Origin of the sequence: Promicromonospora sukumoe 327MFSha3.1 (assembly GCF_000385135.1) — a bacterium.
GTDB lineage: Bacteria > Actinomycetota > Actinomycetes > Actinomycetales > Cellulomonadaceae > Promicromonospora > Promicromonospora sukumoe_B.
Map to the genome: position 1 here is coordinate 1,139,422 of NZ_ARQM01000010.1, position 15,353 is coordinate 1,154,774.

Annotated in this window: 15 protein-coding genes and 4 tRNA genes; 7 read left to right on the plus strand and 12 right to left on the minus strand. The window is 68.6% G+C overall.

All coding sequences use genetic code 11. The annotated features are described in order from the left end of the window. Positions 1-7 precede the first annotated feature (7 nt). From H291_RS29255 to H291_RS0108810, 8 genes are all read right to left on the minus strand, one after another. A complete protein-coding gene (locus tag H291_RS29255) occupies positions 8-1,621 on the minus strand; it encodes a beta-1,3-glucanase family protein (RefSeq protein WP_020014618.1) in 1,614 nt (537 codons plus the stop codon). A gap of 291 nt (positions 1,622-1,912) precedes the next feature. Beyond that, a complete protein-coding gene (locus tag H291_RS0108780; RefSeq protein WP_020014619.1) occupies positions 1,913-2,170 on the minus strand; it encodes a hypothetical protein in 258 nt (85 codons plus the stop codon). A 214-nt stretch (positions 2,171-2,384) separates the two neighbouring features. Then, positions 2,385-2,456 (minus strand) — tRNA-Val (locus H291_RS0108785). An 83-nt stretch (positions 2,457-2,539) separates the two neighbouring features. After that, positions 2,540-3,388, minus strand: a complete 849-nt coding sequence (locus H291_RS0108790; RefSeq protein ID WP_020014620.1) for an aminotransferase class IV — start codon at positions 3,386-3,388, stop codon at positions 2,540-2,542. 13 nt (positions 3,389-3,401) lie between these two features. Further along, positions 3,402-3,992 (minus strand): dihydrofolate reductase family protein, encoded by a 591-nt coding sequence (locus H291_RS0108795; protein WP_020014621.1) that lies wholly within the window; start codon positions 3,990-3,992, stop codon positions 3,402-3,404. Between the two features lie 45 nt (positions 3,993-4,037). Then, entirely contained in the window at positions 4,038-4,424 is a 387-nt protein-coding gene (locus H291_RS0108800) for a VOC family protein (protein WP_020014622.1), read from the minus strand. After that, on the minus strand, positions 4,421-5,269 hold the full coding sequence (locus H291_RS0108805) for an AraC family transcriptional regulator (RefSeq protein WP_198012434.1): 849 nt from the start codon (positions 5,267-5,269) through the stop codon (positions 4,421-4,423). Before H291_RS0108805 ends, H291_RS0108800 begins: the two co-directional genes overlap by 4 nt. A gap of 53 nt (positions 5,270-5,322) precedes the next feature. Continuing rightward, positions 5,323-6,372, minus strand: coding sequence for a chorismate-binding protein (locus H291_RS0108810; RefSeq protein WP_020014624.1), 1,050 nt, complete (start codon positions 6,370-6,372; stop codon positions 5,323-5,325). A gap of 191 nt (positions 6,373-6,563) precedes the next feature. On the opposite strand from H291_RS0108810, the gene H291_RS0108815 reads away from it, so the two are divergent. The 4 genes from H291_RS0108815 to H291_RS29260 all read left to right on the plus strand — a co-directional run bounded on the left by H291_RS0108815 (position 6,564) and on the right by H291_RS29260 (position 7,344). After that, positions 6,564-6,635 (plus strand) — tRNA-Gly (locus H291_RS0108815). A gap of 64 nt (positions 6,636-6,699) precedes the next feature. Next, a tRNA-Cys gene (locus H291_RS0108820) sits at positions 6,700-6,770 on the plus strand. Between the two features lie 11 nt (positions 6,771-6,781). Further along, positions 6,782-6,853, plus strand: a tRNA-Val gene (locus H291_RS0108825). 149 nt (positions 6,854-7,002) lie between these two features. Next, positions 7,003-7,344: a hypothetical protein gene (locus tag H291_RS29260; RefSeq protein WP_157236783.1), complete on the plus strand. Its 342-nt coding sequence runs from the start codon at positions 7,003-7,005 to the stop codon at positions 7,342-7,344. Here the strand turns inward: H291_RS29260 and H291_RS0108835 are convergent. Continuing rightward, entirely contained in the window at positions 7,341-8,270 is a 930-nt protein-coding gene (locus tag H291_RS0108835) for an inositol monophosphatase family protein (RefSeq protein WP_020014626.1), read from the minus strand. The genes H291_RS29260 and H291_RS0108835 overlap by 4 nt on opposite strands. 1,430 nt (positions 8,271-9,700) lie before the next feature. On the opposite strand from H291_RS0108835, the gene H291_RS33705 reads away from it, so the two are divergent. Next, positions 9,701-10,726, plus strand: coding sequence for a hypothetical protein (locus H291_RS33705; RefSeq protein WP_157236784.1), 1,026 nt, complete (start codon positions 9,701-9,703; stop codon positions 10,724-10,726). 568 nt (positions 10,727-11,294) lie between these two features. Then, positions 11,295-12,125 (plus strand): S1 family peptidase, encoded by an 831-nt coding sequence (locus H291_RS0108845; RefSeq protein WP_020014628.1) that lies wholly within the window; start codon positions 11,295-11,297, stop codon positions 12,123-12,125. Here H291_RS0108845 and H291_RS0108850 read toward each other — a convergent pair. From H291_RS0108850 to H291_RS0108860, 3 genes are all read right to left on the minus strand, one after another. Continuing rightward, positions 12,116-12,943, minus strand: a complete 828-nt coding sequence (locus tag H291_RS0108850; RefSeq protein WP_020014629.1) for an MBL fold metallo-hydrolase — start codon at positions 12,941-12,943, stop codon at positions 12,116-12,118. The genes H291_RS0108845 and H291_RS0108850 overlap by 10 nt on opposite strands. 31 nt (positions 12,944-12,974) lie before the next feature. Then, the gene (locus tag H291_RS0108855; RefSeq protein ID WP_020014630.1) at positions 12,975-13,541 is read right to left on the minus strand and encodes a dihydrofolate reductase family protein; all 567 of its coding nucleotides are present in this window, start codon (positions 13,539-13,541) and stop codon (positions 12,975-12,977) included. A 102-nt stretch (positions 13,542-13,643) separates the two neighbouring features. Next, the gene (locus H291_RS0108860) at positions 13,644-14,042 is read right to left on the minus strand and encodes a PPOX class F420-dependent oxidoreductase (protein ID WP_051109458.1); all 399 of its coding nucleotides are present in this window, start codon (positions 14,040-14,042) and stop codon (positions 13,644-13,646) included. A 275-nt stretch (positions 14,043-14,317) separates the two neighbouring features. On the opposite strand from H291_RS0108860, the gene H291_RS0108865 reads away from it, so the two are divergent. Further along, positions 14,318-15,196 carry a S1 family peptidase gene (locus tag H291_RS0108865; protein WP_020014632.1) on the plus strand — a complete coding sequence of 293 codons (879 nt, stop codon included), beginning with the start codon at positions 14,318-14,320 and terminating at the stop codon, positions 15,194-15,196. The last annotated feature ends 157 nt before the right edge of the window (positions 15,197-15,353 follow it).

The following is a 15,353-nucleotide window of genomic DNA, read 5'->3' on the forward strand; positions in this document are numbered from 1 at the left end:
CCAGTGGTCAGAAGGTCCAGCGCTGCGCGGCCGTGCCGGAGCAGGTGCGGATCTCCAGGCGCTGGCCGTCGTGCAGGGGAGCGCCCCCGACCGCCGTCAGGCACTTGCCCGACTGCGGGTTGACGATCGCCTGGTCGCCCGACCGGTAGGTCCAGCTCTGCGCCCCGGTGCCGTTGCACTCCCAGAGCTGCACGACGGCGCCGTCGGCGGTGCCGCCGGACGCGACGTCCATGCACCGGCCGAGCGCCGCGAGCGTCGAGCCGGACCGGGTCCAGGTCTGTGCCGTGTTGCCGGTGCAGTTGACGATCTGCAGCGGGTTGCCGTTGAACGAGTCTGCCCAGGGGACGTCCACGCACATGCCGTTGGACGCGTGCACCGGGCCCGTGCCCGCGGGGAGGGTGCCGGTGCCGCCGTCGCCCCCGCCGCCGTCGGACCCGGCGATGGGGGTGGCGGTGCCGGAGAACGGGTCGAGCTGGATGTAGGCCGCGGACGGGTTGCCGTCGTGCACCAGCGACTCCTGGGCCAGGACGTCGTCGAACGCGAAGCCGTACGCCTTGCCGTTGGCCATCTGCTGGTGGATGAACTTGGAGTAGTAGTCGGTGACCGACGCCTCGTAGAAGCCCGAGGTGCTGGTGCCCGGCTGGGTGGTGCGGGTCAGCAGCGTGGAGCGGTGGAATCCGGCGCACAGCGTGCGGGCGATGGCGCCGATGTCGTTGTTCGGCGCGGCCAGGTCGTTGTAGCAGCCGAAGACCGAGTCGCTCGACGGCTTGCGGAACTCGGTCACGTACGCGCCCGAGGCGTTGGTGAACCGCATGACGCCGTTCTGCACCCGGCCGGTGAACACCGCGGCGGGGTCGTAGGAGTAGGGCGCCACCGTGAGGTTCTCGTTCGTGTACTTGGCCCACACCTGGTCCACGTACGACGACAGGATGTTGGCGTCGATCTGCCCGGTGCCGATCGCGTGGCCGGGCGCGAGGATGCGCAGCAGCGAGCCGTCCGGCGCGCGCTGGGCCAGGTTGCCCCAGCCGGGCGTGGCGGCCAGCGCGTTGACGACGTTCTGGTAGCCGTTCGGCTTGAGCATGCCGGTGCTGATGACCGAGCCGTCGGCCTTGCGCAGGCCCGTCTGGTACGGCGCGGACAGGAAGTCGACCTGCGTGCTGTTGATCCACAGGCCGTCGTTGTTCAGCGTGAACTCGGTCCAGCTGAACAGCTTGTTGCGGTTCGGGTCGCTCGGGTTCTGCACGGCGGGCTGCACCAGGCGGCCGTCGTTGACGACCTTGAAGCTGAGCTTGCTGCCGTAGGAGAAGTACACGCGGCCCGACATCTTGGGCAGCTGGATGGTCTTGGACTGCCCGTCCGCCGGCCCGGCGATCGAGGCGTCCGGGGCGTCCACGGGCGTGCCGCCCACGGTGGGCCAGGCGTGGAAGGTGCCGGATGCGTCCGCCCAGCCGAGCTGGCCCGTGCCGGGGTCGCCCAGCACGTAGACGAAGACCTGGTCGCCGCGTCCGGAGTCGTTGGTGATGGTCAGGGGAATGGTGGCGGGCACGGCCGCCGCCGGGGTGGGTTGCGCGACGACGAGCGTGGCCGCCGCGACCGCGAGCGCGCCGAACGTGGCGAGCACGCTGCGGAGCCTGTTGCCGTGGAGTCTGGGCCTTCGTGCACGTGACTGGGTTCGTGACAGTGTTCGTGACATGGGGAGATCTCCTCGTGTATCCGGGTAGCACGCCGTTGTACTTACTGGACTGTCAGGGAATCGGATATTAGTGAGGAACCCTGCCAATGTCACGAGTCGGGCAGAGGTTTCACCCGGTGTGCGTTGCTGAAGGTGGTTCAGCAGGCGCTGGGTGGCCGTATGTCGGTGCTAGGTGGCCGTTCCTGGCCTGGTGAACGGGGGTCAGTAGCGGCCACCCGATCAGGGGCGGCGGTCCAGGATCGCCTGGGTGGCGTTGTCGAGGTTCTGGACCAGCTTGTGCACGCCGTCGAGCAGGGCGGCGAGGCCGACCAGGAGAGCCGCGAACCCGACGATGGCGCCCACGGTTCCGAAGGCGCCGACGCCCGCGGTCATGAGGAGCAGCCCGATGATCAGCCCGGCCAGTCCCAGGGTGATCGGGCCTGCCGACTTATTGGCAATGGTCGGGGAGTTCTGGACGCCGTCGGTCGCATCAGTCATGCCGCACATGCTCCTGGCCTGACGCGGGCCGTGGCGAGGGGCCTGAGGGTGAAGTCCCGAGCTGATGGAAGTTCAGCAGGCGCCCGGGAGCCGTATTGCGGTCCGATGCGGCCGTTCCTGGCCCGGTGAACAGGAGTCAGCAGTGATGCGCCCGGGCAACGCAAAAGGCCCTCCCGCTCAGCGTTTTCGCTGGCCGGAGGGCCTTTCTGCACGGTGGGCGATACTGGGATCGAACCAGTGACCTCTTCGGTGTGAACGAAGCGCGCTACCCCTGCGCCAATCGCCCGTGCTGCCTGCCCCGTCGGGGCGTGCGTGGACGATATTAGCCTGGTTCGAGCGCGGATGCGAAATCCGAATCGCCGGAGGGTGTCAGGGGTCGGTCCGCTCCCGCATGTTGCGCTCGAAGAGGTCGCGCGCGGCGGCCGACAGCTCGCCGATCTGCAGGTCCACCCCGTCGAGCCAGACCGTCGGCTGGACGTTGCGCACGGAGCCGGTCAGCAGCATCCGTGCCTCGCCGGAGGAGACCCGGTCGAGCACCGAGAACGGCAGCTCGCCCTCCTTGGCCTCGCGCACGGGCAGGCCCGCCTCGGCACCCCACTCGAGCAGCAGCTCGCGCGTGATGCCGGCCAGGCAGCCCACGCTGAGCGGGGGAGTGACCAGCTCGCCGTCGAGCTCCAGGAACACGTTCGAGCCGGTGCCCTCGCACAGGTCGCCCGCGGTGTTCGCGAACACCGACTCGTCGGCGCCCTTGCCGATCGCGTCCGCCAGGGCCACGACGTTCTCGGCGTACGACGTCGTCTTCAGGCCCGCGACCGCGCTGTTCTCGTTGCGCGTCCACGGGGAGCGGGCGGCGCGCCCGGTGTGCACGATCGCGGCCTCGGTCGCCGCCACCACCACCGTCTGCGGCCCGTCCGAGCGGCCGGAGCCCAGGGGGCCCACGCCGTCGGTCACGGTGATGCGCAGGCGCCCGGCGTCGGGGGAGGCGGCCAGCACGGCGTCGACGCCGTCCCGGACCTTGCGCAGGTCCAGCGTCGCCATGCCCATGCCGGCCGCCGACCGCTCCAGGCGCGCGAGGTGGCGCGTCAGGGCGAACGCGTGCCCGTTCAGGACGGCGCAGGTCTCGAAGACGCCGTCGCCGACCGTGATGCCGTGGTCCACCGCGCTGAGCGCGGCCTCGCCGGGCGCGACCATGCGCCCCTCTGTCCAGATGACCGTCATGCCGCCCAGTGTGTCACCGGCGCAGGGTGACGTGGGTGACCTCCGGCGTGTGCCGCACGCTCGTGGACGAGAACTCGATGGGTGGCACGCCGTCGAACACCCGCGTGCCCGAGCCGAGCGTGAACGGCACCACGTGCAGGCGCAGCTCGTCCACGTGCCCGGCGGCGAGGTACTCGTTGATCGTCGTGGCACCGCCCGTGATGGAGATGTCGCCGTCACCGGCGGCCGCCCGGGCCTGGGCGAGTGCGCTCTCGATGCCGTCGTTGACGAAGTGGAAGGTGGTGCCGCCCTCCATCGGGACGGACTCGCGCGGGTGGTGCGTGAGCACGAAGACCGGCCCGTGGTACGGCGGGTTGTCGCCCCACCAGCCCTTCCAGTCCGGGTCCAGCGGCCCGCGGCCGGCCGTGAACATGTTGCGGCCCATGATGTAGGCCGCGGCGCCCACGATGGCGTCCACCTCGGCCTTGTGCGCGTCGCCGTGCTCGAACATCCAGGTGTGGAGGCGCTCGCCCGCGAGCGGGCCGAACGGGTGCTCCAGGCTCTGGTCGTGCCCGGCGGAGTAGCCGTCGAGCGAGACTGCCAGGTCTGCTTTCACGATTCCCATGGGGTGGTTGACGGCGGACGCCGCCAGGAATCATCGGTGCAGGGATCACCCCTCGCCACGGTAGCTCCCGAAGCTCCACAGGTTGCCCTCCGGGTCGCGGACCACGCAGGACCGGCCACCGTAGTCCTGGTCGACGGGCTCCCGGAGGCTCGATCCTCCGGCGGCGAGCGCGGCCGCGTAGGTGCCGTCGACGTCGTCCGTCACGGCGTACGCCGAGCCCGTCCCGACCTGGTCGGGCCACTGGGGCCGCGGCCGGTGCGTGCCGAGCATGACGCCGCCGCCGTCCGGCCAGGCGAGCTCGGCGTGCTGGACGACGGCGGGGTCGGCGTCGTCCCGGTACACGGCGAGCTCGGTGAAGCCGACGGCCTTCAGCCAGGTCAGGGCGGCGTCCGCGTCGCGGTAGCTCAGGGTCACCCACAGTCCGGTGCTCATAATTGTTCTCCTCGTTCGGGTGCCTCCCACGATGCCCCCGCCGGGTCGGCGACGTCTTGAACGAACGGGAGCTCCTCGCGCAGCCAGGTGGACGGCGTGCACCCGCCCAGGGCCACCCACTCGCGGGTCATGTGGGCGTGGTCGGCGTACCCGGCGGCCGCGGCGACGTCGGCCAAACCGGCGCGTCCCGACCGGGCGGCGACGACGAGGGCGCGGCGCGAGCGGGCGAGCCGGGCGACCCGCCGCAGGTCCCGCGGCGTGAGCCCGCACTCGGCGCGGACGAGGTCCTGGAGGTGGCGGCGGCTCCAGCCCTGCTCGGCGGCGACATGGTTGACCTGGCCGCCGCCCGCGATGCGGGCCAGCGCCCGCCCGACGTCGGCCCGCGGGCCCGGCTCCCCGGCCCGGGCGAGCCGCTCGACCAGGACCCGCGTGACCGTCGCGGCGTCGGGGGACCCGTCGAGCATCTCGGGCAGGTCCGCGAGGTGCGGCGCGACCTCCGGCAGGCTCGTCAGCTCACCGGCGAGCTCGCCCGCGGGCACGCCCAGCAGCGCCCGGGCGCCGCGCAGTGTGAGGGTCACGCTGATGCCGCGCTGGTACCCGTGGTGGTGGATGGCGGCGGGCCGGGTGTGCAGACCGGACACGCACGACCAGGCCCGGCGCCGGGAACCGGCCGACCCGGCCCACGAGACGTCGATCGGCTCGCCGAGCGGCAGCTCGAACGTCAGCCCGGTGCCGGGCATGCCCCGGTGCACGCCCGGGGCGCCCATGTCGAGGTCGTACGGCACGACGGCGGTGACATAGGGAGCGAGGACCTCCGGGACCCCGGGGCCAGGGACGCGAGCCACGGATCCACGGTAGCCCGGGCCTCCGACACCCGGCCTGGAAACCGCCCCTCCCGTCAGGACGACGCCAGCGCCACCAGCCGCTCCGCCTTCAGCTCGGTCTCGTGCCACTCCGCCGTCGGGTCGGAGCCCCACGTGATGCCCGCGCCCGTGCCGAACCGCAGCACGCCGTCGGCCCACCAGAAGGTGCGGATGCCGACGGCGAGGGACGCCCGGCCGTCGTCGACCCAGCCCACGGCGCCGCAGTACGGGCCGCGCGGGGCGGGCTCCAGCTCGCCGATGATGCGCAGCGCGCTGGACTTGGGCGCGCCCGAGACCGAACCGGGCGGGAAGGTCCCGGCCAGCAGCCTGCGCCACAGCTCGCCGGGACGCACGACGTCGTCGGCCAGCGTGCCGCGCACACGCGAGACCAGGTGCACCAGTCCGGGGTGCTCCTCCACGGCCAGCAGCGAGGTGACCTCGACCGTGCCCGGGCGGCAGACGGTCTGCAGGTCGTTGCGCACCAGGTCGGTGATCATCACGTTCTCGGCCCGGTCCTTGTCGGTCAGGCCGTCGGGCGTGCGGGCCGTGCCCTTGATCGGGCCGGACTCCACGACGAGCCCGTCGGGCCCGTCCGCCACGGACAGGTACAGCTCGGGCGAGGCGCTGACCACCCACACGGGTTCCAGCCCGGTCGCGGCCGGCACGTGGACGGCGGCCGCGTGGGGCGCGGGGTTGCCGGCGGCCAGGCGGGCGGCCAGGGCCTGGGCGTCGGGCTCGGCGCCGTCGGGGGAGAGGGGCGCCGACAGCACCCGGCAGATGTTGGCCTGGTACACGTCGCCCTCGCGCACGTGCTCGCGGACCCGGCGCACGGCGGCCTCGTAGGAGGCCTGGTCCATCGAAGATGTCCACGTGTCGGACGCCGGGCCGTGCCAGTTTCCTTCCGCGGCCGCACCAGCGTCGTGCACCCGGGCGAAGCGCCAGGCGCGCGCCGGACCCTCGAAGTCGGCGACGACGAACCAGGTGCCGCTCTCCAGCCGTTCGGGCTGTTCGCGCACGTCGACGCACTCGACCGCGTCGGTCGCGACACGTCCGGCGAAGCTCGCCCAGCCGGTGGCGCCCGTCACTTCAGGGGCGGTCGCCGGGGCGTCGTGGTGGGACGGAACCGGGGAGATCGTGCGGTTTGCGGGCAGATGGGCCGGGCTGGGTGACACGGGACAACCGTACGGGCGGCGCGTGCGATTGGACGGTTCGCCCTCCGTTCGATTAATGTTCAGAACGCCGGAACACCGGGGGAAACCCCAGGATGCCCGGCTTCGCGGATGTAGCTCAGTGGTAGAGCATCACCTTGCCAAGGTGAGGGTCGCGGGTTCAAGTCCCGTCATCCGCTCGGAAAGTCGCTCTCGTGATTCTTCGGCTGAAGAGAGCACCCGTCGGTCGAGGTCTGGCCGGGCGGTGGGTTGGCCGAGAGGCGAGGCAGCGGCCTGCAAAGCCGTATACACGGGTTCGAATCCCGTACCCACCTCGCAGCACGACGGGCGATTGGCGCAGCGGTAGCGCGCTTCCCTGACACGGAAGAGGTCACTGGTTCGATCCCAGTATCGCCCACGCGTAGGAAAGGCCCCCGGGCCGGCGGAGACGCCGGACCGGGGGCCTTTCGCATGTCCGGTGTGTGACGAGGGCGGGCGTTCGTAGACGCGTCCTGACCGGATCCTCACGTGCAGGGTTTCAGACCGATCGCTGGCATCCTGACCTCCGTGAACGACGCGCTCCCGCCCTGGCTGTCCTTGCGGCCCCCGTGCTTTGCAGACACCGAGGACGGCGAGCAGGTCGAGGACCCCGGACACGTAGAGATCCTGAGCATGCTGGCCAACCTGAACACCAGCGACAACACGTTCTTCGTCATCTACCCCGAGGACGAGGACCGAGACTGGTCAGTTTCGGTCCATACCCGTCCACGAGCGCGTGGTGGTTACGAGATCAAGCAGCACGACGCCGCGACTGGCGAGCACGCCACGAGGGTCGATGCCGACCACACGACCATCACCATCCATGTCCTGGAATGGATCAGCCAGCGTCGACTTCCGAGTGAGCTCTAGACCTGGATCGTGGCTCGGATCTCGTCGGCAAGTGCCTGGTTGCCCGCGGCGATGAACTTTCGTCGTGTGCCCATGGTCGTGTTGATCTCGGGCAGGGTGTTGAGCCCGTTGTCGAGGGTGATGGGGTTGCCGTCGAGGTCGATGGTGACGCCGCCGGCGGCGTGCAGGATGTAGTGCCCGGGGGAGAGGTCCCACACGGCGAAGCCCTTGGCGATCTCCATAGTCGCGTCCGTGAAGCCGGCCGCGACGTGGCACAGGCTGATGGAGCCGAAGTCGACACCGATCCGTCCTCGTGCCTTCCCGTTCTCGCCCGGTGCGCTGAGCGCGTCGAGGAACTGTTCCTGCTGCGCCAGGACGCGGAAGCGTGCGGTGGGCCGCATCAGGTAGTTGGTCACCAGCGCCTGCGAGAGGTGAGCGTTCGACGGGGAGTCGAGAGCGTGCCGGTCTCCGTCCGCGGTGATCAGAAATGCTCGGTCTGAACCATCGTGGTCCTGGAACGCGAGGTAGAGCTGCACGTGGTGGAAGATGTCGCCGACGATTGCGATGACCGGTCGCCTCAAGGATCGTGAGTAGACCATCAGGTGCGTGTACCCATGGAGGGCGCGTACGGCTAGCTCGCTGGTGTCCAGCGGGTCGACAAGTACGCACAGGTCGGGGTCGGGATCGTTGCCGATGACCTGCGGGTCGTCTTCTTCCGAGGCGTAGATGAACGACGGGATTACCTCGGACAGCAGTTCCTTGTATCGCTGGTGCATCCACAGGTCGTAGTCGGACAGGAAGTTGTCCTCGTGCCGCAGGTTCTCGTTCTCGGCACGATGTCCGGTGAGTGCGGCCTGGACGAGCCTGGGGCGGATGTCGCTCATTGTGGCCTTGACGAGTTCGGCGATGGTCTCGGCCAGGTCGGGTGTGGGTGTCTCGCTGGTCATGCAGGGCGTCTCCAGTTCGCGGATAACGGCTGCCGGGTGGCGCGGATCATCGCGGTGAGAACAGGGCCATCCAGTGCGAGTTGCTGAGTGCTGGTCTCCTGATAGCCCCAGCGCTCGTACAACGCCTTGACCTTCCCACCACCAGCCAGGGAGGTCGCCAGGAAGAGACCTGCTTCTCAGGCCGACCGGCCAGCAGGTCATCGTGTGTGCGCCTCGCGACACCCGTTCCGCGCCACGGCACTCGGAGCATGATCTCTTTAAGCGCCATGGTCGACTTCTCACCTCGCTCCTCGGGCACGGGTGGATCTATTCGCCGCCACCAGCGGTCGTCGGGCTGGAGGGTATTGACGTAGTCATATCCCACGGGTTCGTCGTCAGCGAAGGCGATCACTGTCTCCCACCCGGGTTCGTCGCCGTGTCGGGCCAGTCGTTCGCCGAACCGTTCCAACGAGTGGTGTGGTAGGTGGAGCTTGTTCCCACGCATGTCGGCATAGGATCTCGATCAGATAGTTCCACATCCTGTCGAGGTCGGTGAATTGGCGCAGCTCGATACCGTCATCGATCACTGACTCCTCCGAGCGTCGGAGATGTACTGGTCCCAGGTGCGGGTATGTGGGCCGGCTGCGGCCGTGAGGGCGTTGCCGAAGTTCCGCAGCATGCGGTAGTTCGCGGATCTTGGCCACTTGGGTCGGCCCGGATGGACATGGCCGTTGCGATCGCTGGTTCCAGCTCTCTTCTGCCCCAGCTGCGTGCGGGCCAGGCGGGAGACCAGGCATCAGCGCCATGAGTCCGTCATGCCCGTAACAGTGGTGGGGGGCCTCTTCCATGGCCCGGGAGGTTCATCAAAGGACCGCGCGTAAGGACCACGCCGCCGCCGGTGCCCGGTAGTAGCGATACAGGCGACGAGCAATGACAGCGACGCACGGGTAAGCGACAGACGCGCACCCGCGACTGGCACGGCTGCGTGACGCGGGCAGGCGTGAAGCCGGACGGCGTGTCCCGCGGACACCACGACGGAGGCCGCACACCTAATGCACAAGCCGTGAGCGGTTCCGTCCGCGCGAACTTTGAGGTGGGCGCTCCTTCTTGATCTTCCCTGTTGAGCATGTCGGAGAGTTCGCGATCTGTTTCGGCGTGAGTTCTGTGATTCGAAGGGCTTTAGCCGTTCTGTTTCGAGGTGGAGTCGGAGGAACTGCAGAATTCCAAGCGCTCTCGGTGCCCAACCAAGCCGCTGGACACCGCCAGAAACACCGTCCCACCTGCAGGAGAACCCGACGCACTGACTCGATCTGTCCCACACCACTGAACAGCGATCATTGGCTCCTAACACCAATGCGCGGCTGCCTGCCGATCAACAAACGAGCACCCACGTAATGTACTATTTCCTGTGCAGCGACCGCCACGGCAACGCAGCCGATCGAAGGAGTTTTGTGACTGGCACACTCATGGTTTCGACAGAGGCAGTTCACACGTACCAACGCCGATTTTCCACGAGCACCCTAGCCCTCGCAGTCGGCGCAGCTAATCTCTATATAGTTACCCGACGGCCGAGGACTAGAATCGTTGATTACTCAAACAAGGTAGCAACATTTTCTATAGGAAACGACGACTCCACTATGGTCGATGCGCGGCTTCCATCCGAGATTTACAAATTCTCCGCCGACCCAAGTGGCCAGTACTTCAAGTTCCATATCGAGAGCAAGTTTGCTCACGGCGAATCCTGGGCTCTCGCAACGCTGCTATCAAATGCCCATCCAATTTTTTCGCGGCACGAGGTTCTCTACATCGGAAAGGCGGAAGATGTCGGGGCGAGGCTCAAGAGGCATAGCACGCTACAGCAAATTTACGAGGATCACGCGACCACCGAATGGGACATATTCGTTACACCGCTCATCATCTCAGCAACCGAATTCGTGAACGCTGATCACATCGAGAATCCTTCGGTGGCAAATCCGCAGCACGGGTTTCTTGAAGAGTTCTTCGAGTGGTTCGGAAAGCGCAATGGGGGGCGTGCCACAAATGGAACTATCAACCTCGCCGAACATGCCATGATTAGCTATTTCAGGCCGAAGTATAACAACCTTCTGAAAGTATGGAGCGGTCAGCGGAAATCTCCGGAAATGGAGTTTTTGTGGAGGGTCGGGTTTCGTCTTGCAACATTCCGCGTTCAGGGCGCTTTCGAGCTCGCTCGATTCGAAACGACGAGTACCAGAGCGTTGAGGAGTCATTCCATAGCCTGCGAGATCCCGGATAATCCGCGCGAATCTGGTTTCGGCGCAATGCATATTGAAGAGATTCCTCACTCGGGAGATGACTACTTCTACCAAGTTATGGCCAACATGGCCCAGGGGGTCGACGACTTTAATGAGCAAAGCTCCCCGTCTCTCACGGTATTCGGCGATCCCCCTGCCCTCGCCACCCCGCCGGATATCATTCCTTGGCTTAATGAAGAGTGACGCGAAGAAGCTCGATCGACCCAGTCAAACGGTCGATCTGTCCACTCTCGCGGCTGCATGACCGATCGGTGGTGTCGCCCGCAGGTGTACGAGCACGGCCACCCATCGGCACTTCCCCCAGGTTCCGGGCTTGGCGCTTCGTGGTCGCTTGCAGTGCCCCGGCGATCGGTGCTGCACGATAGGCTGTCGTGAAAGTTCGAATGTGTCATCGGGCGGCGTGGTGGCCAATCCCAGTCCCACTGGGGTCCCATACGCAGCAGTATCGCCCACGCGTAGGAAAGGCCCCCGGGCCGGCGGAGACGCCGGACCGGGGGCCTTTCGCTATGTCCGATACCGCCCTGCGTCTCACCGAGGAGCGGGTTAAATTCGGCGAGGAAGTGCTGCAAGTCGAACTACGTCAGGTTGAGCAGGACCGTGCCGACCGGACGGACGACGCCGAGGGCGCGCGGTCGCGCTCCTCGCGGAACAAGCCGCCGGCCGGCCTCAACACTGAGAGGTCGCCATGAACACACGTCCCACCGCATCCCGCCCCGTCGCCACGCGGCGGATACGTATAGCTGCTCTCGCCATGGTCCTCGGACTCCTGGCACCGGCCACGGCCGCGCCCGCGCAGGCCGTGGGCTCCGACGAGCCGACCGACGCCGAGCTGGCGGAGCTGAACGAGGCCATCGGGGAGTCCGAGGTGGAGGGCGTCGCCTGGTACACCGACAAGACCGCCGGCGAGGTGGTGGTGTTGGCGGACTCCACGGTCACCGGTGCGGAGCGCAACGACGTGCGCAGGGCGGCCGGCGACCAGATCGGCGAGCTGAACCTTCAGCGGACGGAAGGCGAGTTCAGACCGGTGCGTCGGTCGGCCGGCCCGGGAACAGCCATCCACGGCTCGGGTATCCGGTGCTCCCTCGGCTTCAACGTCCGTCGGGGCCGGAGTCTCTATCTCATCACCGCCGGGCACTGCGGCAACGAGGCGGCCTCCTGGCGAGTCACTCTGAGATACCCCCACAAGATCGGCCCCACCGTCAGGTCCCGGTTCCCGGGCGGCGACTACGCGCTCGTCCGCTACGACAGCCGGTCCCTGGTCCGGCCCAGCGGGTTCGTGCCAGGGACCGCCTATGTCGGCCGGAAGGCGACCCGTGTCGGCTCCACGACCGGCAAGCACTCGGGAGTCGTCACCGCCGTCGGCGTGACCGTCCGGTACGGGGGCGGCGCCTTGGTGCGAGACCTGATCCAGACCAACATCTGCGCCGAGCCGGGCGACTCCGGCGGGGCGTTGTCCAGCGGCCGGCATGCCCTCGGCATCACGTCCGGCTCCGCCGGCGGCAAGTGCCCCGCCCACGGGATCTCGCTGTACCAGCCCATCAAGCCGGTGCTCGCCGCGTACGGGGTGCAGTTCTACCGGTGACGCTCGTTCCACCGCGCCAGACCCGCCGCCTGCCCCTCGTGGATGGCGCCCACCCATTCCCAGCCGGGCTCGGCCGTGTCGATGCGCGGGTCGGCGGGAGTCCGGCCGTCCCGCAGGGCGTACAGGTACGCGCGGTCCAGGTCGATCCGGGCGCGCACCCGGTCCGCCCCGGCGACGGCGGACCCGTGCCCCGGCACGAGCACGCCGACGTCGCCCGCGACGTCCTCCAGGGCCCGTAACCCCGTGAGGTACTCCTCGACGGGGTCGTTCTCGTCGGTGAAGTCGCCGAGCATCGGCACGAAGACGTCGGACAGCATGTCGCCGGCGGCCAGGACGCCGCTGCCCTCGACCAGCAGCGCCGCGTGGCCGGGGGAGTGCGCCGGGTGCTCGGCGACCCGTACGTCCGGGCCGTCCCAGGGGATCCGGGCGGTCCCGGCGGGCAGCCCGGTGAGCAGGCCGAACAGGTCCAGCGGCACGTCGTCGGCGATCTCGGGCGGCAGCCCCTCGGTGACCCGGGACCGCCAGTCAGCGCTCGATCGGAGGTCCCGCATGTCGGCCGCGCAGCGGGCGGTGCCGTAGCGCGGGGCCTCGCCCAGGTCGGTGTGCCAGAGCACGTGGTCCCAGTCGGGGTGCGTCGAGAAGCCCGCGACGACGGGCAGGCCCAGCTCGCTCAGGTCGTTCGCGAGGCAGGCCAGCTCGGCCCCCGTGATCCCGGCGTCGACGACCAGTACGCCGTCCTGGCCCCGCACGACGACGGTGTTGTTCCGGAGCAGCTCGCTCTGGTGGACCAGTACGTCGTCCGCTACCTGCGTCAGCATGACGTCTCCTCCCGTCCGACCTCGTCCGGCCTCAGCTGCCGTCCCCGGGCGGGCCGTCGAGCACGGTGGGCGTGTACTCCAGGAGCTGCAGCCGGCCGTCGAACATCCGGCTGTCGACGAGCTCCAGGGCGACGTCGGGGTAGGCGTCGAAGATGCGTTCCCGGCCGCTGGCGCCCGTGATGACCGGGAACAGGACCACCCGGAAGCTGTCCACGAGACCCGCCTCGAGCAGCGACCGGCACAGGCTCAGGCTGCCGAGCGTGCGCAGGGGGCGGTCGGAGGTCTCCTTGAGCTTGCGCACCGCCTCGACGGCGTCCCCGGTGACCAGCTCCGTGTTGGCCCACGACAGCGGCGTCTGCAGGGTGGAGGAGAACACCACCTTGGGCATGTCGGCCATCGGGTCCTCGGGCGCCTCGGCCATCATCCCGTGCATCAGCCGGTACGTGTTCGCACCCATCAGGGTGGTGTGCTGGTTCTCGCCGTCCTCTCCGAGAAAGGCCAGGTACTCCGGCCCCTCCAGGCCCCAGAACCCCGGCCAGCCCTCGGCGGCCGCGTAGCCGTCCAGCGAGATGATGAAGTCCACCATGAGCTTCTGCATCGGTCTCTCCTCGGTTCGATGTGTGCCCGTGGTGACCGGCCGTGCGCGAGAAACTCATCGGCGGACGGCGGGCCGGGGTGCGGCCCGCCGTCCGGGACGCGACTACTGCGTCGTGTAGTGCTCGATGCTCATCACCAGGATCACGCGGTCCGCGCTGTCGGCGGGCGGCTGCTGCTCGGCGTTGCCGTACCGCTTGCCCAGGTGCACGTAGAAGTCGCCCGTCGGGTCCGGGACCACCTCCACGAGCTTGCCGCGCACCTCGATGTAATTGAAGGCGTTCTCGTCGTTGAGGATCGTGAGGCTCATCGACGGGTTGTGCTGCAGGTTGCGGTACTTGGCGCGGTAGGTGGTGTGCGTGAACCGCAGGTTCTCGCCGTCGAAGTCGAACCACATCGGGTTCACCTGGACGGTCTCGTCGGGCCGGATGGTGCCGAGGAACGCGTAGTTCGGCTTCTCGAGCAGGTGGAGGAGGTTGGCGGGGATGACGTCGGAAGCACTCATGCCGCCGAACATAACCCCTCCTGCCCCTGCCCGGGGTTATGAGGCGAAAAGAAGCCTGAGTGCGAGGTTTAACCCTGTCGATCCATGAATATGCAGGGTGAAAGAGCTTCGTCAGCCCCGATTTCGTTACCAGCCGGTTACAACTGGTTCGGAGCCTTGTGGGGTGAATTGTCCAGCAGTAATACTCGGCGGCCAGCGAGACGGCAGGCGACGGCGCCCCGTTCCTGCCGAGCAGGGCACGCAGCCAGCGTGCCCACAACCCAGGAGGATGTGCCATGAGGTTCACTCGCACCACGATCCGCCCCGGTTCGGCCAGCAAGGCCCGTCTCATCGCGCTCGCGGCGGGGCTCGGACTCGCCACGTCCACGCTCGCGGGGCCGGCGGCCGTCGCCGCGCCCGACCGGCCCACCGTGGCCGAGCTCGCCACCGTGCACGCCGCGGTCGGCGAGGCCGACGTCGACGGCGTCGCCTGGTACACCGACACGGCCACCGGCAAGGTGGTCGTCACCGCCGACTCGACCGTCTCCGCGGCCGAGCTCGCCCAGGTCCGCGCGGCTGCCGGCGCCGACGAGGACGCCCTGACCGTCAAGCGCACCGCCGGCGTCTTCAAGCCGCTGCTGGGCTCCGGCGACGCGATCTACGGCTCGGGGTACCGCTGCTCCGTGGGCTTCAACGTCCGCAGCGGCAGCCAGTACTACCTGATCACCGCCGGGCACTGCGGCAACTCGGTGCCCACCTGGTACACGAACTCGGCGCAGACCACCCTGGTCGGCGCCACCGTGGGCTCCAGCTTCCCCGGCAACGACTACGCGATCGTCCGGTACGACAACACGTCGCTGAGCCACCCCGGCGGCTACTCCGCGGGCAACGCCTACGTGGGCCAGCGGGTCACGCGCGACGGCTCCACGACCGGGGTGCACTCCGGCACCGTCACCGCCCTGAACGTGTCCGTGCGGTACGCAGAGGGCGTCGTGTCGGGCATGATCCAGACGAACGTCTGCGCCGAGCCGGGCGACTCCGGCGGCGCGCTGTACAGCGGGTCGACGGCCCTCGGCATCACGTCCGGCGGCAGCGGCAACTGCACCTCGGGCGGCACCACGTTCTTCCAGCCGGTGACCGAGGCGCTCAGCGCGTACGGCGTCTCGATCTACTGACACGCACCCGTTCCTGACCTGCGCGGGCGGCGTCGCCGGGCCATCCCGGCGCCGCCGTCCGCGTCCCGCGGCGGCCAGAACGCGCGCCCGCAGGTGGCGCGCTCATTTCGATTGGACCGGCACGCCGTTTGTGAACTACTCTTCCGGAGCGTCACCA